Source organism: Nocardia alba NBRC 108234, from assembly GCF_001612665.1.
In the GTDB taxonomy this organism is placed as follows: Bacteria; Actinomycetota; Actinomycetes; order Mycobacteriales; family Mycobacteriaceae; genus Nocardia; species Nocardia alba.
This window is the reverse complement of the sequence record NZ_BDAX01000010.1, coordinates 17,705-34,007: the sequence shown is the minus strand read 5'-3', so window position 1 is coordinate 34,007 and position 16,303 is coordinate 17,705. Positions and strand designations below refer to the sequence as shown.

The 16,303-nt window shown below is 66.7% G+C and carries 15 protein-coding genes and 1 tRNA gene; 10 read left to right on the top strand and 6 right to left on the bottom strand.

Annotation, left to right across the window (positions count from 1 at the left end):
- Window positions 1-142: 142 nt before the first annotated feature.
- The 4 genes from NA12_RS12885 (at window position 143) to NA12_RS12870 (ending at window position 3,280) form a co-directional block, all read left to right on the top strand.
- Entirely contained in the window at window positions 143-823 is a 681-nt protein-coding gene (locus NA12_RS12885; RefSeq protein ID WP_067449568.1) for an MspA family porin, read from the top strand.
- Between the two features lie 66 nt (window positions 824-889).
- Window positions 890-1,546 carry an MspA family porin gene (locus NA12_RS12880; protein WP_067449567.1) on the top strand — a complete coding sequence of 219 codons (657 nt, stop codon included), beginning with the start codon at window positions 890-892 and terminating at the stop codon, window positions 1,544-1,546.
- Between the two features lie 346 nt (window positions 1,547-1,892).
- Complete coding sequence (locus NA12_RS12875) at window positions 1,893-2,561, top strand: MspA family porin (protein WP_067449566.1); 669 nt, start codon at window positions 1,893-1,895, stop codon at window positions 2,559-2,561.
- Window positions 2,562-2,623: 62 nt separating this feature from the next.
- Complete coding sequence (locus NA12_RS12870) at window positions 2,624-3,280, top strand: MspA family porin (protein ID WP_067449565.1); 657 nt, start codon at window positions 2,624-2,626, stop codon at window positions 3,278-3,280.
- A gap of 92 nt (window positions 3,281-3,372) precedes the next feature.
- On the opposite strand, the gene mscL is transcribed toward NA12_RS12870, so the two are convergent.
- From mscL to NA12_RS12850, 4 genes are all read right to left on the bottom strand, one after another.
- Entirely contained in the window at window positions 3,373-3,819 is a 447-nt protein-coding gene (gene mscL, locus NA12_RS12865) for a large conductance mechanosensitive channel protein MscL (RefSeq protein ID WP_067449564.1), read from the bottom strand.
- Window positions 3,820-3,967: 148 nt separating this feature from the next.
- On the bottom strand, window positions 3,968-4,636 hold the full coding sequence (locus tag NA12_RS12860) for an SAF domain-containing protein (RefSeq protein WP_067449563.1): 669 nt from the start codon (window positions 4,634-4,636) through the stop codon (window positions 3,968-3,970).
- A gap of 90 nt (window positions 4,637-4,726) precedes the next feature.
- Window positions 4,727-5,035: an FmdB family zinc ribbon protein gene (locus NA12_RS12855; protein WP_067449562.1), complete on the bottom strand. Its 309-nt coding sequence runs from the start codon at window positions 5,033-5,035 to the stop codon at window positions 4,727-4,729.
- Window positions 5,036-5,106: 71 nt separating this feature from the next.
- Window positions 5,107-5,706, bottom strand: coding sequence for a 5-formyltetrahydrofolate cyclo-ligase (locus tag NA12_RS12850; protein WP_165914777.1), 600 nt, complete (start codon window positions 5,704-5,706; stop codon window positions 5,107-5,109).
- Between the two features lie 150 nt (window positions 5,707-5,856).
- Between NA12_RS12850 and NA12_RS12845 the strand changes: the two genes are divergently transcribed.
- The 6 genes from NA12_RS12845 to NA12_RS12820 all read left to right on the top strand — a co-directional run bounded on the left by NA12_RS12845 (window position 5,857) and on the right by NA12_RS12820 (window position 12,190).
- Complete coding sequence (locus tag NA12_RS12845; protein ID WP_067449732.1) at window positions 5,857-6,783, top strand: UTP--glucose-1-phosphate uridylyltransferase; 927 nt, start codon at window positions 5,857-5,859, stop codon at window positions 6,781-6,783.
- Between the two features lie 39 nt (window positions 6,784-6,822).
- Window positions 6,823-8,082, top strand: a complete 1,260-nt coding sequence (glp, locus tag NA12_RS12840; protein ID WP_067449561.1) for a molybdotransferase-like divisome protein Glp — start codon at window positions 6,823-6,825, stop codon at window positions 8,080-8,082.
- Window positions 8,083-8,094: 12 nt separating this feature from the next.
- Window positions 8,095-8,745, top strand: coding sequence for a GNAT family N-acetyltransferase (locus NA12_RS12835; RefSeq protein WP_067449560.1), 651 nt, complete (start codon window positions 8,095-8,097; stop codon window positions 8,743-8,745).
- 136 nt (window positions 8,746-8,881) lie between these two features.
- Window positions 8,882-9,883, top strand: a complete 1,002-nt coding sequence (gene sepX / locus NA12_RS12830) for a divisome protein SepX/GlpR (RefSeq protein ID WP_067449730.1) — start codon at window positions 8,882-8,884, stop codon at window positions 9,881-9,883.
- 98 nt (window positions 9,884-9,981) lie between these two features.
- Window positions 9,982-10,054: transfer RNA gene (locus NA12_RS12825), tRNA-Ala, on the top strand.
- A gap of 546 nt (window positions 10,055-10,600) precedes the next feature.
- Window positions 10,601-12,190, top strand: a complete 1,590-nt coding sequence (locus NA12_RS12820; protein ID WP_067449559.1) for a glycosyltransferase family 39 protein — start codon at window positions 10,601-10,603, stop codon at window positions 12,188-12,190.
- A 65-nt stretch (window positions 12,191-12,255) separates the two neighbouring features.
- Here NA12_RS12820 and NA12_RS12815 read toward each other — a convergent pair whose 3' ends face one another.
- Entirely contained in the window at window positions 12,256-13,740 is a 1,485-nt protein-coding gene (locus NA12_RS12815; protein WP_067449558.1) for an MDR family MFS transporter, read from the bottom strand.
- 266 nt (window positions 13,741-14,006) lie between these two features.
- Complete coding sequence (locus NA12_RS12810; protein WP_067449557.1) at window positions 14,007-16,235, bottom strand: glycosyltransferase family protein; 2,229 nt, start codon at window positions 16,233-16,235, stop codon at window positions 14,007-14,009.
- Window positions 16,236-16,303: the final 68 nt, after the last annotated feature.

Genomic DNA, 16,303 nt, shown 5'->3' with positions numbered 1-16,303 from the left:
ACCGGCCCCGGCCGTATCGTCGAAATAACAGTTGGTTACGCAACGGCAACAAAGGGGCGACACACTGATCTGGGCCCTGTGAGGTCCATTTGTCCGGCTTCGAAAGTCGAGGTCGGCTGTTAGACACCTGATGAGGGGAAGTATGAGCGAGAACCGCACCACCGGTGTGCGCCGTGGCGTCCGTGCCGCGGGCGTCGGCGCTGCCGCGGCCGCCGTGGCCTTGGGCCTGCTGTCGACCGGTGCCGCCAATGCCGATACCTTCGTGCCGTTGCCGGACGGTCAGAAGGTCAGCCCTGCTGGCGTGACTATCACCCGCACCCATGAGTCCGCACTGATCTCGCCGTCGCTGTCCGCCAACGGCGCGGGTCGCGTCGTCTGGGTCTCGGGCACCGCGATCGCCGAGGTCGCCGAGACTCCCGAGGGCGAGGTCGGCCCCTGGAACGGCCCGACCGGCCGTCCCGGCTCGAACAACTCGTCGACGCACGGCACCTCCCAGCTGAACACCGGCTACATCGTCGGTTGCCAGGTGAGCATCGCCGATGACGCGATCGGCGCGGGTGTTTCCGCCAGCGTGAACACCACCGGCGGCAGCGTCGGCGGTTCGATCGGCCTGAACCTGGGCCCCGGTGAGGTCAAGTTCGTGCAGATCAGCTCGAAGGACATTCTGAAGGCCGGTACGTACGCGATCGATTACCAGGACGCGGAAATCGAGATCCAGGGGTGCGCCGGCTACGCGCAGGCCCGGGCCTACACCGTCGTCGAGGTCATCGGCGACAACTACTCGAAGACCACCCTGTACGGCATGCCGTTCAGCATCGGCTGACGTCTTTCGATCCGGCACGAATCTTCTTCTCGCTGCGGCGAACTCAATCCTCGAGGGACAAATCCTATGATCAACCGTAAGTTCATGGCGAAGGTGGCGGGCGTCAGTGCCGCGGCCACCGTGGCCGTCGGCCTGTTCTCCACGGGCGCGGCCAATGCCGATACCTTCATTCCCCTGCCGGGTGGACACATCACCAAGACGCTGTCCGACGGCACCGTCGTCGATATCGCCCTGGTCGGCGAGTCGGCCAACATCAACCCGTCGCTGGGCTCCACCCCGGTCCACCGCAATGCGTGGGTCTCGGGTAGTGCTCAGGTCACCGTCTCCGACGGCGGATCCGGCAAGATCTACCCGGGCTACACCGTCGGTTGCCAGGTCAACATCGCCGGTGGTGGCGTGAGCGGCGACGCCTCGGGCTCGGTCTCCGGCGACACCGGCGATGTCGGGGTCGGCACCGGCGGCGAGCTCACGCTCGGCCCCGGCCAGTCGAGCTCGTTCTACATCCTCGACCGCGAGCAGGCCGACGACTACGGCAGCGAATCGCACAGCAAGAACAACAAGTTCAAGAACGGTGCCGGTTCGGTGACCTGGTCCGACACCACCATCGGCCTGACCGGCTGCGCCGGCTACGCGCAGGCGCGTGCCTTCGTGTCCGTCGAGGTCGAGACCGACAATGTCATCTCCTGGGTGACCCTGTGGGGCGCTCCGTTCAGCCTCGGCTGAGCTGTTCGCAACCCGCACTGAAACGGGCCGGTCGCTTGTCGCGACCGGCCCGTTTTTGTTGTGTGTTCGGCGCTGTCGCATTGGACAATGTGAGCCTGTCTCACTATGTTGAATCCGAATCGACCGCTCCGGCAGTCGAAGTCATCTTGCGTTTTCGTTCGCCGATCGGCTGAGAGTCGCGCCGATCCGGTGACGACCAGCTTCTCGATCCACCTCCCGGCAGGGCGCGTCTGTCCTGTTGCCAGCGGTGCCTGTCCCGAGCGACACACCCCAGCTGGGTCCGGGCGCACCACAGGTATCGACCTCGATGGTCGAGGTCGGATGTGCGTAAAACTCGAGGGGAAGAATGAGCGAGAATCGCACCAACCGCGGGCATTACCGCGCGTGGAGCGCGGGTGCCGCGGTGGCCGTGACGATCGGCCTGTTGTCGGCCGGTGCCGCCGATGCCGATACCTTCGTACCGCTGCCGGACGGTCAGAAGCTGGGCCCCGGCGTCACGTTGAGCCGTAGCGGCGAGCATGCTCTCGTCTCCCCGTCGCTGGCCGCCAACGGTGCTGGTCGCGTCGTGTGGGTGTCGGGCAACGCCCGCGCCGATGTGCAGGTCACGCCGGAGGGCGAGGTGGGGCCGAACAACGGGCCGAGGAACCGTTCCGGCTCCAACAATTCCTCGACTCACGGTGCGTCCCAGCTGAATACGGGTTACATCGTCGGTTGCCAGGTGAGCATCGGTGACGACGCGATCGCTGCCGGTTTGTCCGTGGGATTGTCGACCGATGGCCCCGCGGCCGGCGGTGCGGTGGGTCTGCACCTCGGCCCCGGCGAGGTCACCTTCGTGCAGATCGATGCCAAGGACATTCTGAAGCCCGGCGTCTATTCGGTCGAGTACCAAGACGCGGAGATCGAGATCCAAGGTTGCGCCGGCTACGCGCAGGCCCGGGCCTACACCGTGGTCGAGATCATCGGTGACCACTACTCCAAGACCACGCTGTACGGAGCGCCATTCAGCATCGGCTGAACGTCAGCCGAATCGAAACTCTTTCTCGCTCACACGAATTCACCCTCGAGGGGACACTTGTGATGATCAACCGTAAGAGCATGGCGCGTGTAGCCGGATTCACGGTGGCGGCGACCATGGCATCGGGTTTGCTGTTCACGGGTGCGGCCGATGCCGACACCGTCGTTCCGCTGCCGGGTGGCCACATCACCAAGACGCTGTCCGACGGCACCGTCGTCGATATCAGCCTGGTCGGCGAATCCGCCAATATCAATCCGTCCATGGGGTCCACCCCCGCGCATCGCAACGCCTGGGTCTCCGGGAGTGCGCAGGTCTCGGTGTCCGGTGATGGCGGTGGCAAGATCTTCCCCGGTTACACCGTGGGTTGCCAGGTCAATATCTCCGGTGGTGATGCGCTCGGAGACAGCGGAGGGGTGGTCTTGGAGGGTGACGATTTCGGCGAGATGAACAGCGGCGGCGAGCTCACCGTCGGCCCCGGCCAGGCGAGGTCCTTCTACGTCCTCGATCTCGAAATGCCCGACGATTACGGCAACGAATCCCATAAGACCCGCAACGCCTTCAAGGGCGGCTCGGGCTCGGTGACCTGGGCCGACGAGACCATCGGCCTGTCCGGCTGCGGCGGCTACGCCCAGGCTCGTTCGTTCGTGAGCGTCGAGGTGGAAACCGACAACGTCATCAGCTGGGTGACGCTCTGGGGTGCGCCGTTCAGCCTCGGCTGAGCGAAACAACACCGGCTTCGGGTCCTGCACTCTGCGGTGTGCAGGACCCGAACTCGTTGTGGCAGTGCGGAATTGCTGTTGTCGGCGTCGAATCAGTAAGCGTTGTCGCCGTCGGAGTGCTGCGGGGACTCGGCCCGGCGGCCGTGCTTGCCGTTCGAGCTGACCCGCTGCTCGGCCAGCAGGTCTCTGATCTGGATGAGCAACTCGTTCTCGGTGAGGTCCTCGTCGCCCTGGGGGAATCGCTTCTTCATCCTGGTCGCGGGGATCACCAGGACGAAGTAGAGAATCGCGGCGACGAGAATGAAGTTGATCGCCGCGGTGATGATCGGCCCGATCTCGATGAACGTGGCCGGTTTATCGGCGACGAGCTGGAACCCAAGCCCCATCTCGTTCGAGCCGCCGAACACCGCGAGTATCGGATTGATGATCCCCTCGCTGAACGCGGTGACGATCGCGACGAACGCTGTGCCGATGACGACGGCGACCGCCAGGTCGACCACGTTGCCACGGAGTAGGAAGTCCCTGAAACCTTTGACCATTGCCGATGTCTCCTTCGTACAGGAGCCGGCCCGGGGCGCTGCGCTCCATATCGAATGATGCGAAACGGTGTACTTGGTTCCTCTGTGATGCTAACGAGAGTTCGGGCAAATTTCTCGCGAACTTTCATCGGGGTCGCCGACGCGATCGTCAGTGGAAGACGACGGTCAGGGCTGTCCGCAGCGACGCACCGGCGACGGCGGTGGCGTAAGCGGTGTCCAGCGCGAGCAGGACCACCCGTTCCGTCCCGCGCCGATCACCCGTCGCGGTGACGAGTACCACCGCGGCGTCGGTGGCCAGCGTGCGTGCGGGCTTGGTGGCACCTGGCCCACCCGCGTCTTCCACGCCGACGACATCGACCCGATCGCCGGCCCGCAACACATCAGCCACCGCGGCATCGGCCAACCTGATCGGCACGATCCGCGCATCGGCGCTACCCGCCGCCGCGGCGGCCAGTCGGGGGCCGACGACGCGCAGATCGGTGAAAGTCTCCCCGGCACGCATGGCGCCGGTCAGTGTGGCGCCGAGCAGCGCGGCGGTCTCGCTGACCGAACCTGTTGGTAGCAAATGGGATTCGTGATGGTCGATGCGCAGATCATCGGCGGTGAGCGATCGGCCGGGCGCGAGATCGCGGGCGGCGACCACCACCGCGACCCTGTCTCCACCGGGGTCACCGCGCACGAACAGGACCATGGCGGCCACGGCGAGCACGGCGGCGATGATCCGGCGGGCGAGCAACGCGTCGGCCCAGGCCGGACGATTACCGAGGGCGTAACGCCAGGAGCTGCCACGTCCCAGATCGGCGAGACTGCGAGTCATGGGCGAAAGCGTAGAGCCGTGGCTGCGCGGAAATGCCGGAGAAAGCCCCGCCTGTGGATAACCGCGGGGCTGTGGACAACTGTCGAAAAGTCAGCTGGCGGCGGCCGGAGTGGAGCTGGTCGAGGCGCTCGACGACGAATCCGCGGTGCCGCCGGATCCGTTGCCGGTCGAACCGTTGCCCTCCGACGGGGTCTTCGCCGGCTCGCTCGCGGTGGACGCGCCACCACGGCTGTCGGTGCGGTAGAAACCGCTGCCCTTGAACACGATGCCGACCGAGTTGAACAGCTTGCGCAGCTTCCCGGAGCACTGCGGGCAGACCGTCAGTGTGTCGTCGGAGAAGGACTGAACGATGTCGAAGCGGTTGTCACACTCGGTGCACGCATACGAATAGGTTGGCACAGGATCCTCCGCAAGTCTCTCGTCGATCTAGCACTCTACCGCCGACACTGCCAACGTCGCGAATCGCCGTTTCATTCCGGCGAAACGGGGAGGTCGCGGCCCAGCCGCGCCAGTCCGCCGCCGGGGGTGAGTGCCCAACCCATTCGCCGATCGTGCGGTTCCTCGGGAAGCCGGTCGACCAGTTCATTATCCCGGACAACGGCGATGAGGCGCACGTCCGCGCGGGCCGCACCCAGCGTCCGGTCGTAGTACCCGGCGCCGCGCCCGAGCCGGACCCCGCGCCGATCGACGGCGAGGGCCGGCACCAGGATCGTGGTGGCCTCGGCCACCGCCTCGGGCGGCAGTGTCTCGGTGACCGGTTCGAGCAGGCCGTAGCGGGCTGCGCGCAGGGAGTCCGCACCCTCGTAGCGCGCCCAGCTCAACGGACCCGGCTCGCCGGTCACCGGCAGCAACACCGTGGCGCCATGCCCGCGCAGCGCGTCGAGCATGCGCGGATCGCCGGGTTCGCCGCGGATCGGAACGTAGGCGCACACGATGTCACCCTCGGTGGCCAGCCCGGCCACCGCGACGGCGAGCGCCGCCGCGTCGACGGCGTGTTCGGCCGAGCCCACCTGTGCGCGAGTGGCGAGTATCTCGCCGCGCCACGCATATTTGGTGCGCTCACCGGGCATATTCACAGCGACCACCATAGTCTGCACAGGCGCACGCGGATCCGATGTCGAGCGCGCACGGCCGGGGAGCCGGCAGCCGCCTAAGCTCTTGCCGACGCCGGATCGTCGCGGAGAGACGATCGGACGGCACTGAATGGATAGGGTATGCGCATGACAGACAAGACTTCCGGTTTCCGCACTGCGGTGGTACCCGCGGCCGGACTCGGGACGCGGTTTCTGCCTGCCACCAAGACGGTGCCCAAGGAATTGCTGCCGGTAGTCGATACCCCCGGCATCGAGCTGGTCGCCGCGGAGGCCGCCGACTCCGGCGCCGACCGGCTGGTGATCGTGACCTCGCCGGGCAAGGACGGTGTGGTCGCCCATTTCGTCGAGGACCTGGTGCTGGAGAGCACACTGGCCGAGCGCGGGAAATTCGCGCTGCTCGAGAAGGTGCGCAAGGCACCGGGTCTGCTCGATGTGACCTCGGTCGTGCAGGAGGAGCCGCTCGGCCTCGGCCACGCGGTCGCCCAGGCCGAAGCCGTGCTCGACGACGACGAACTGGCCATCGCCGTTCTGCTGCCCGACGATCTGGTGCTGCCGTGCGGTGTGCTCGAGACGATGAGCCGGGTCCGGCGCGAGCGCGGCGGCTCGGTGCTCTGTGCCATCGACGTGCCGAAATCCCAGGTCAGTGCCTACGGTGTCTTCGATGTCGAGGAATGCGCCGACAATGCCGAGACCGATGTGCTGCGGGTGAAGGGCATGGTCGAGAAGCCCGATCTCGCCGACGCGCCGTCGACTCTGGCCGCTGCCGGCCGCTATCTGCTCGACCGGGTGATCTTCGACGCGCTGCGCCGGATCACACCGGGCGCGGGCGGTGAGCTGCAGCTCACCGACGCGATCGCCCTGTTGATCGACGAGGGGCACCCGGTGCACGTGGTGGTCCATCGTGGGTCGCGCCACGACTTGGGTAACCCGGGCGGTTATCTTCGAGCTGCTGTGGATTTCGCCCTCGAGCGGGACGAATACGGCCCGCAGTTGCGCGAGTGGCTGAAATTCAGGCTCAGTCCGGAGTGGGATCCACAGTCACCCATCGCCTAAACGCGGTAGATACGCCGCCGCCGAAGATTCAGGAGCTCGATGCGCTCGGTTGAGGATCAGCTGATCAAGGTCACCGCGGCTGCGGTCGCACCCCGGCCGGTCCGGGTGGCGATATCCGAAGCCCAGGGTTTGCTGTGCGCGGAGGACGTCGTCACCGAACGGGCGCTGCCCGGCTTCGATCAGGCCGCCATCGACGGGTACGCGGTGCGCAGCGTCGATGTGACCGCCGCGGGCGTCGATGTGCGCGACGAGGAGGGCGAGCTGATCGACCTCACGCTGCCGGTGGTCGGTGAAGTGGTGGCCGGTTCGCGCCAGCCCATCCGGTTGCAGCCGCGTCAGACCGTTCGGGTCGATACCGGCGCACCGATGCCGACCCTGGCCGACGCGGTGCTTCCGGTGGACTTCACCGACGGTGGACGGGCCAGGATCAAGGTTTTCGAGCCGGTTCGCTCGGGCGATTACGTGCGTCGCGTCGGTGACGACGTGCAGCCCGGCGATGTCGCCGTGCGCGCGGGCACGATCATCGGTGCGGTGCAGGTGGGTCTACTCGCCGCGGTCGGCCAGGACAAGGTGCTCGTGCACCCACGTCCCCGGCTGTCGGTGATCTCGATCGGCGGCGAGCTGATCGACATCGATCGCACCCCTGGCCCCGGCCAGGTCTACGACGTGAACTCCTACGCTCTGGCGGCCGCCGCGCGCGACGCGGGCGCCGATGTGAACCGGGTCGGCATCGTGAGTGCCGATCCGCGTCGGCTCCGTGATGTGGTCGAGGGCCAACTGGTGCGCTCGGAGGTCGTGGTGATCGCGGGCGCGGTCGGTGGCTGGGCATCGGATCAGGTGCGCGAGGCCCTCGACGGACTCGGCGAACTCGAGGTCGACCGGGTGGCGATGCACCCGGGCTCGGTACAGGGCTTCGGGCGGCTCGGGCGCGACGAGGTACCCACCTTCCTGTTGCCCGCGAATCCGGTGAGCGCGCTGGTGGTGTTCGAGGTGATGGTCCGTCCGCTGATCCGGATCGCGCTGGGCCGTCGTCAGCCGATGCGGCGCATCGTGAGCGCGCGCACCATTACTCCCATCACCTCGATGCCGGGTCGCAAGGGGTACCTGCGTGCGCAGCTGCTGCGCGACGAGGCGACCGGTGACTACCTGGTGCAGCCGCTCGGCAGCAGCAACGCGGGTTCCTCGCACCTGCTGGCGACCCTCGCCGAGGCCAACAGCCTGATCGTGGTGGAGCCCGAGGACACCGATTTCCGCACCGGTGACGAAGTGCAAGTCGCTTTCCTGGCGCAGCGCGGCTGAACAGTGGACTCCATGAACGTATTCCGGGCCGGCCAGCATCCCGGCTGGCCGGCTCGACTCGGTCCGGTGATGGTGGCGGGCGGCCGGGTGACGCTGCGGCCGGTGCGCTTTCGCGATGCTGCCGCGTGGAGCCGGATCCGGCTGCGCGACCGTGAGCACCTGGAGCGCTGGGAGCCGACCGGGCGTGGCAGCTGGGAGGCGCGCAATCACGCGTCGAACTGGCCGTCACTGTGGACGAGTTTGAAGGCCGAGGCCCGGCGCGGGGCGATGATCCCGCTGGTCATCGAGGTCGACGGGCAGTTCAGCGGTCAGCTGACCATCGGCAATATCGTGCGCGGGGCGCTGCGCTCGGGCTGGATCGGGTACTGGGTGGCCAAGGATCTCGGCGGCCAGGGTGTGGCGACGGCCGCGCTGGCGCTCGGGCTCGACCACTGCTTCGGCCCGGTCGGACTGCATCGCGTGGAGGCGACGGTGCGGCCGGAAAACCATGCCAGCCAGGCGGTTCTGCGCAATGTCGGCTTCCGCGAAGAGGGTCTGCTGCGCCGCTACCTCGATGTCGACGGTGCGTGGCGCGATCATCTCCTGGTCGGGCTCACCGTTGAGGAAGTTATGGGCACCGTGGTGGATCGCCTGGTCAGGGAAGGTCGAGCGGCGCTGCCGTGAAAATTCTGTTACTCATGTGGCAGGTGTGCTCGGCGCGCCTGCCACACGGGTGCGTTCACCCGAATTAACCTACGGACGTCAGTGGTGCGTCCACAGAGGGACAACACGTAGGTGGGGACGGGAGGTGATGACCGCGATGCCGAATTCGATCCTGTGGATCGGGCTGGTGGTGCTGTGGGTCTTCGTCCTGTTCCCCATCCTGGCGGACCGGCATCCCCGGATCCGCCGCACCACCGATGCCGCGCTCGCCACACGCGTGCTGCACCGTGGCGGGGCCGAACGGCGGATCCGCATCGGCGCGGCAGGCGGTCACGAGAGTGACCCCGACTACCGACCCCGTGTGCTTCGCAAGCGCTCCCACCGAACTGATTCGGAGGATCGGATGACGACCGAAGAGCCCGTCACCGAAGACGACGAAAAGCTGACCCCCACACCCGAACTCGAGGCAGCCGCCGAGGTGATCACCGACGCCGTCGGTGACCCGACCGCGACGGCCGAGGTCGACGACAACGAACCGGAAGCAGCCGCGGCGGAACCGCTTTCGGCGCATGCCGACGAGGACCCACCTGTCGCCGCTCGCATCCCGCCCGCGCCGCCCGCGCGGCTGGACGACCTCGTGGCCGAGGACGCCGAATTCGACGATGACGACGACTTCACCCCGACGCGTCGCGGTCGCGGCGGCTACGACCCCGAGGCCGACGCCATCGCCCGCGCCGCCCGCTACAGTTTCCGCCAGCGCGCGGTCATGGGTCTGGTCATCGGCCTGATCCTGTTCGCCGCGTTCGGGCTGCTGCTCAACGCGGTGTTCTGGTGGGCGTGCGGGCTGTCGGCCGCTGTGCTCACGGGCTACCTCGCGTACTTGCGCAAGCAGGTCACCGTGGAAGAGGAGATCCGCCGCAGGCGCGCTGCCCGCCTCACCCGGGGCAAGCGGCAAGAGGCCGCCGAGGTCACCCCGGAGGCGGCCACCACCCGTCGCACGATGGACCGCGACACCGCGCGTGCCCTGCGCCGCCGCTCCACCCTGCTCGATACCGACGACGAGGATCCGAGGTTCGAGTTCCTCGAGATCTTCGATCCGGCCACGTCTCGCGCGCTCCGCAACCGGGTCGAGGACCTCGGTCAAGCCGTCGGCGAGTAACTGGTGACAACCCCGCAAAACAGCAGGTCAGAGTACCGATTCGGTATCGGGGCGCAACCCCTGATACAGTGTCACAGCGCGGTTCGCCAGGGCCGCACGGGGCTATAGCGCAGTTGGTAGCGCGTCTCGTTCGCATCGAGAAGGTCAGGGGTTCGATTCCCCTTAGCTCCACACCCGAGAGGGCCCGGTCACAGACCGGGCCCTCTCTTCGTGTTCGACGATAGTCGCCGTCCCGCCTCAGTAGCGCGGATCGTAAGCGCGGCCGCGACCTCTTGCATGCCCCCAATTCTTTTGGCACGATCGCCAGGTGAATTAATACCGGCGAGTAATAGGTTTTTCCATTTCAGAAGACCGAACATTTCAATCGAAGCTGGCTCCACGTGCGGACTCGCATTATGAAAGATTCATTTTGCTGTAAAGCGGCGGAATTACTGATGCGTCGATCGGTTAAACCGTTAGCTCGGTCACATCGGTAACGCTGCCCAGTTGATTGCCGATACACCGAAAATGGCTATTACCGTGCGTGGCAGTGCATTTGCGGACCCTGTCCGATAGCAGTAGCGTTTCGGAAAAGCACATGATCCGCGCAGTACCGCGAGCGCCGCGCGCTCACACAAGTTCGCTGCCGGGGAGGAATCGTTTCACCAGCGAACAGATGTGATGCCACCACGGGAGGGGGCGTCGAACGCGTCTGTTGGAAAGCATCAGGGGCAGTTCATGACAGCGGTCATCGAGGCTCGCACCGAGCCAGAAGACGTACCGAATACCTATCCGTCGTTCGCTTTTCGTGGCGTCGCGCTGATCGCTTCGATCTCCGCGATCGTGCTGACGGCGACGGCGGGCCGATACGACTACTTCGGTGACGAACTCTACTTCCTTTCCGCCGGAAGGCGACTCGACTACACCTACGCCGATCAGGGCGTGGTGGTGCCCGTCTTCGCGTGGCTCGCCGACCAGCTCGCGCCGGGTTCGGTGACCGCGCTGCGCTTGCCTGCCGTGCTGATGTGCGTGGGCGCGGTGGTGGTAGCCGCGCTGATCGCCTACGAACTCCGCGGCAACCACCGCGTCCAGATGCTCGCCGCGATCGCGTACGCGTTGTCGGGGCTGGCAGCCAATCAGGTTGTGCTGAGCACGTTCTCGTTCGATGCGACCCTCACGGCCGTGATCACCTGGCTGTTCGTTCGCTGGGTGCGCACTCGCCAGGACTGGCTGATCGTCGTAGCCGGACTGGCCGCCGCCCTGGACATGCAGGTGAAGTGGATGATCCCGATCGTCTGGGCGTGTCTGGGCATCGCGGTCATCGTGTGTGGCCCCCGCGAGCTCCTGCGCCGCCCCGCGCTGTGGGTGGCGACCGGCATTCTCGCCTCGTCCCTGATCCCGATTCTCTACTGGCAGTCCCAACACAATTGGCCGCAGTTGGCCATGGGCGCGGTCATCGGAGCCGAGCAGGACGCGACCGGCTACGGTCAGGTGGGATTCCTTCCGCAGTTCCCCATTCTGGCCGGCATCCTCGGCACCCTGCTTCTCGCTATCGGACTCTGGGCGGCCTTCAAGCAGGAGTCGCTACGTCCGTATCGCTTTATCGCGGTGACGCTTGTGATCATGACCGCATTCGTCATGATCACGCATGGACGGCCCTATTACCCGGGCGGCCTCTTCCCTGCCATATTCGCCTTCGGTGCAGTCGGTCTCTGGCAGTACGACCGGAAACGGTGGATGAATATGGCGCTGATCCCCATTGTCGGAATCTCGGTGCTGACGACCATCGTCACCCTCACGGTGATACCCCTCGCGCCCAGTTGGCGCACTCAAGCCGAGGACGCGATCGATCTCGGACTCCGGACGGCATTCTTCGGAAATACCAATTGGTCGTCGATGGTCGCCGCCGTGAATGTCGGCTACCTCACTCTGACGCCCGCGGAAAAGACGAACGCCGTCATCGTGGCGCAGGGCTACCCGCAGGCGGGCGCCGTCGAACAGTTCGGCAGGCAGTACGGTTTGCCCGCCACGTACAGCCCGAGCCGTGGTTTCGGCTTCTTCGGCCCGCCACCGGACTCGGCGACGTCGGTGGTCTACGTCGGACTCGACACCGCCGAACACGACTTGCGCACCCGATTCACCGAGGTGGAGCGGGTGGTCCACCTCGACGACCCGATGGGCATCCCCGGCATCGATCGCATGACCACCGTGTGGGTGTGCAAGGGCCCGAAGCAGCAGTGGTCGACCATGTGGGATTCCATGACCACGCTGTATTTCGACCTCGGCCTCTGGCGAGACGACCGGACCACTACCCGCCCCACGCACTGAGCGAGCACGACACGACGAACCCCCGGTCACCGAACGGCGGCCGGGGGTTCGTTGTCGCGGGGGTGTCAGTTCTTGACCAGCTCCGGCGCATCCGCGGCGTCCTGCACGGGTGCGGCGTGCGGGTCGGTCGCCGCACGGTTGGGCAGCAGGACCGCCATGACGATCACGATCAGCGCCAGGATCGCCGAAACCAGGAAGGCCAGACGCATGCCGTCGAGGGTGGCGATGGCATGCGGGGTGCCCTCCTCGATGAGTGAGGTACTGCGGGCCGACATCACGGTGACCACCAGTGCGGTACCGAAGGCCGCGGCCACCTGCTGGATGGTGCCCAGCATCGAGCTACCGTGCGAGTACAGGTGCATCGGCAGTGCGCCGAGGCCAAGGGTGAACACCGGAGTGAACGCCCCGGCCAGCGACACCATCAGCAGGATGTGCAGACCGAGCAGTTGCCAGTACGGCATGTCCATCGAGATCTGGGTGAAACCGGCCAGCGAAGCGGCGATACCGATCGAACCGGGAATCACCAGCGCGCGCCCACCGAACTTGTCGAACAGCTTGCCGACGGTCGGGCCGAGCAGGCCCATCGCCAGACCACCCGGCATCACCAGCAGGCCGGTCTCCAACGGGCTCAGACCGCGCAGGTTCTGCAGATACAGCGGTAGCAGGATCATCGAGCCCATCATCGCCAGGAACGCGACCGACATCAGGACCAGCGCCTTGGTGTAGGTGCCCTGCAGCAGGACCCGCAGGTCCAGCAGCGGGGTTCCCTTGCGCTGCAGGCTGATCTGACGCAGCGCGAACGCGGCGATCAGCGCGACACCGCCCCCGGTGATCAGCGCGGCGGTGGAGTAGCTGTCACCGTGGAACTTGCTGAGCCCGAACACCAGGCCACCGAAGCCGAGCGCGGCCAGCGCCACGCTGGGCAGGTCGAGTGTGCCCGGCTGCGGCGCACCGACGTTCTCCAGCTGACGCAGGCCCAGCCAGGTGACCAGACCGGCGATCGGCAGCATCACCACGAACAGCAGGCGCCACGAGTCGATACCGGGGACGTCGATCTGCAGGATCAGGCCCGAGATGACGGGGCCCATGGCAGGCGCGACCGAGATGGCCAGGGTGACGTTGCCCATCACCCGGCCGCGGTCCTGCTCCGCCACGACGGTCATCAGGGTGGTCATCAGCAACGGCATCATCACCGCGGTGCCACCGGCCTGGATGACGCGACCGATCAGCAGCACCGCGAACGTCGGCGCGAGCGCCGAGATCACGGTGCCCGCGATGAACACGCCCATCGCGGCGGCATAGGCCTGACGGGTGGTGACCCGCTGCAGGAACCAGCCGGTGGTGGGGATGATGGCCGCCATCGTGAGCATGAACGCGGTGGAGACCCACTGCGCGGCGACCTCGGTGACGTGCAGGTCGCTCATCAGCCGCGGGATCGCGTTGATCATGATGGTTTCGTTGAGAATGACGACGAAGGTCGCGAGCACCAGCACGCGGATGACGGTCGGTGTCCTGCCCTTCGTCGTCGACGTGGATAGATCGGCTGGCATCGGGGTAACCTCCGGAAACAGGGGGAACGGCGAGGGCGTGAGCTGTGGCCCGATGCCGGGTCGTCGACGTCCCGGCACCACAGGAGAGAAGACGGATTCGGTGAGTCCAACTCATCGGGCGCCGGTCAGTATTCCGGGCGGGTACGACACAAATCACCCGGTTTTTCGCCGCCGCGTCGACCTGGACACGGTGAAAGACGCAGGTCCGTGGGATATCGGAGTCGATCGCAGGGTCGATGGTGAGCCTGGTCACTGTCCGATTCCGGTTATTGGTGTGCTCCCGGAGTGGACCCGGAATGCGGGGGTACCGGGCAGCTGCGGGCATCGAGAACGTGGTTCGTGGGGACGGGAGTCGGGAGTGTGGTGGCTCGGCGGGTTCGGCGGTACCACCACTGCAGCGCGCCGATGCCGATCAGGGCCAGTAGAGCGGTGGTGAGGCTGATGGGGAGGCCGGGTGGGCGCCAGGTGACGGTCAGGGTCGCGTTGCGGGTGCCGGGGGGAATGTCTACCGCGACGAAGGTTCCCGCGACCGCTCGGATGGGGATTTCGCTGTTGCCCAGGGTGGCGGTGTAGCCGGGCCAGGCCAGGCGGGACAGCACGATCCGGCCGCCGGTGCCGGAGGAGACGGTGGCGCGGTTGGTGAGGCCCGCTTCGGGCATGACGGTGGCGTGGACCCCTGATTCATGGGCGATCAGGTCGCCGGGGGAGGGCAGCGGGTTGACCCGCTCCAGTACCCAGATCTGGTGTTCGTGACCGGGGTAGTGGACGAACTTCCATCCCGCGGGGGCGGGTTCGTCTCCCGCCTGGGGATACTGACTGCGTTGCAGAACGATGCGATCCAAACGCATCAGATCCACGATCGGGGTGTCGGTCGAAGGTTCGACGGCGAAGACTCGTCTGTACGCGTCGGGGCAGGTGCCGCCGTCCCACGCCATGCACAATAACCCGGCGAAGGCGGCGTGCCCGACGGGCGTGTATCCGTTCACGTACTGCAGGCCCAGGTTCTTGGCGTAGCTGCCCAGCGCGAGGGAGCCGTAGGTGTCCGCGAGCGTTCGTTCTTCGTCGCGCACCAGGATCCGGTCCGCCAATTGCAGTGTGCGGCCGCCGAAATCGGGGAACGCGGCGGTCATGTCGGAGCGGTGTTCGGCGAATCCGTACGACAGCGGGGTGCGCGGCGCGGACGCCACCTGGACGAACGCGATCGGGAAGGTCGCGATGATGGTGAGCACCGCCGCGGCGGCCGTGCCGCGTGTGCGCGCCAGCCACACCACCCCGGCCCCGAGTCCGACCACCACGAACACGGCGAGGGCATGGCGTTCGACGAGTTTCGGTGCGGCGGAGAACGATCGGACGAACAGCAACGCGATCAGCGCGCCCGCCGCCGCGTACCGCCGCCGCGACGACGCGAAATCCCCGTAGTGACTGATCAGCACGCACACCAGCACCAGCAGTGCGATCGCGAGCATCGGCAACACGCGGGCGGGCCACCGTAGCGGACCGATCGCGCCCGGCCCCGCCGTCCACATCAGGGTCGCCACCGCGAACAGCGCGATGCCGCTCCACGAGGCGGCATGACGGGCCGCGGCCTTCCAGTCGATGAACGCGAGCGCGGGAATCACGAACCACGCGATGTAGACCATCGGCAGCGGCTGCACGTGCCCCCACCACGCGGTGAACGCGGGCACCGTGCTCGGCAGGCTCGCGTTGAGCGATTCCGACCACGGCACGGTCAGGAACGGGTCGTTGTGGATGGTGGAGACGTCGCCGCGCCAGGTGGCCTGGGAGGACAGCAGGACCGGCAGGTTGGCGATCATCGACGCGAGCACCGCGAGCCCGGACGCGGTGAGTAGCCGCAGGACCGGCGCCCACTGGCGCTGATGCAGGTATTCCCCCGTCGCCACGGCGGCGATCATCAAGCCGGATTCGACTGCGGGAAAGGCGTATTGGACGCTGAGTGCGAGGTAGAGGAACACGAACAGTGGAATCGGCCCGGTGCGCCCTCGCGCGTAGAGGACGGCGGATGCCCAGGCCTGCACCAGCCAGGCGGTGCCGGTCTGCGAGGTGAACCAGCTGGCCTCGTCGAAGAACAGGAACCACCCGCTGAACGGAAACGCCACGCCGGCGACCGCGGCCCACGGCGCGCGGGCGCCGTAGGCCAGGCAGATACGGAACACGCCGAGCGCGGCGATCGTCGAGAACACGAACTTCACCGCGGTGGCGTACAACGCGAGGTTGTCGAACGAGGGTGCCAGCAGGTAGACCAGCAACTGCGCGGGGTTGTAGAGCCCGGCTTCCTCGAGGCTGTAGTTGCCGGCCATCCACTCCCACGGCACCATCGCCGGGAACCGCCCCGCCCGCAATTCGGTACCGAGCAGCTGCCACATCGGCACGTATTGCGCCTCGGTGTCGTCGGTATAGAAGTGCCGCGTATCTCCCAGCAGCACCGCGAGATACCCGATCAGGACCGCGACGATGACGATCCCGGCCCACCGCATCACTTGTTTTCGCGGTTCGAGCTCCGCGCGTACCCACACGAGCGCGGGAGCCTAGGGCATGCAGGTGA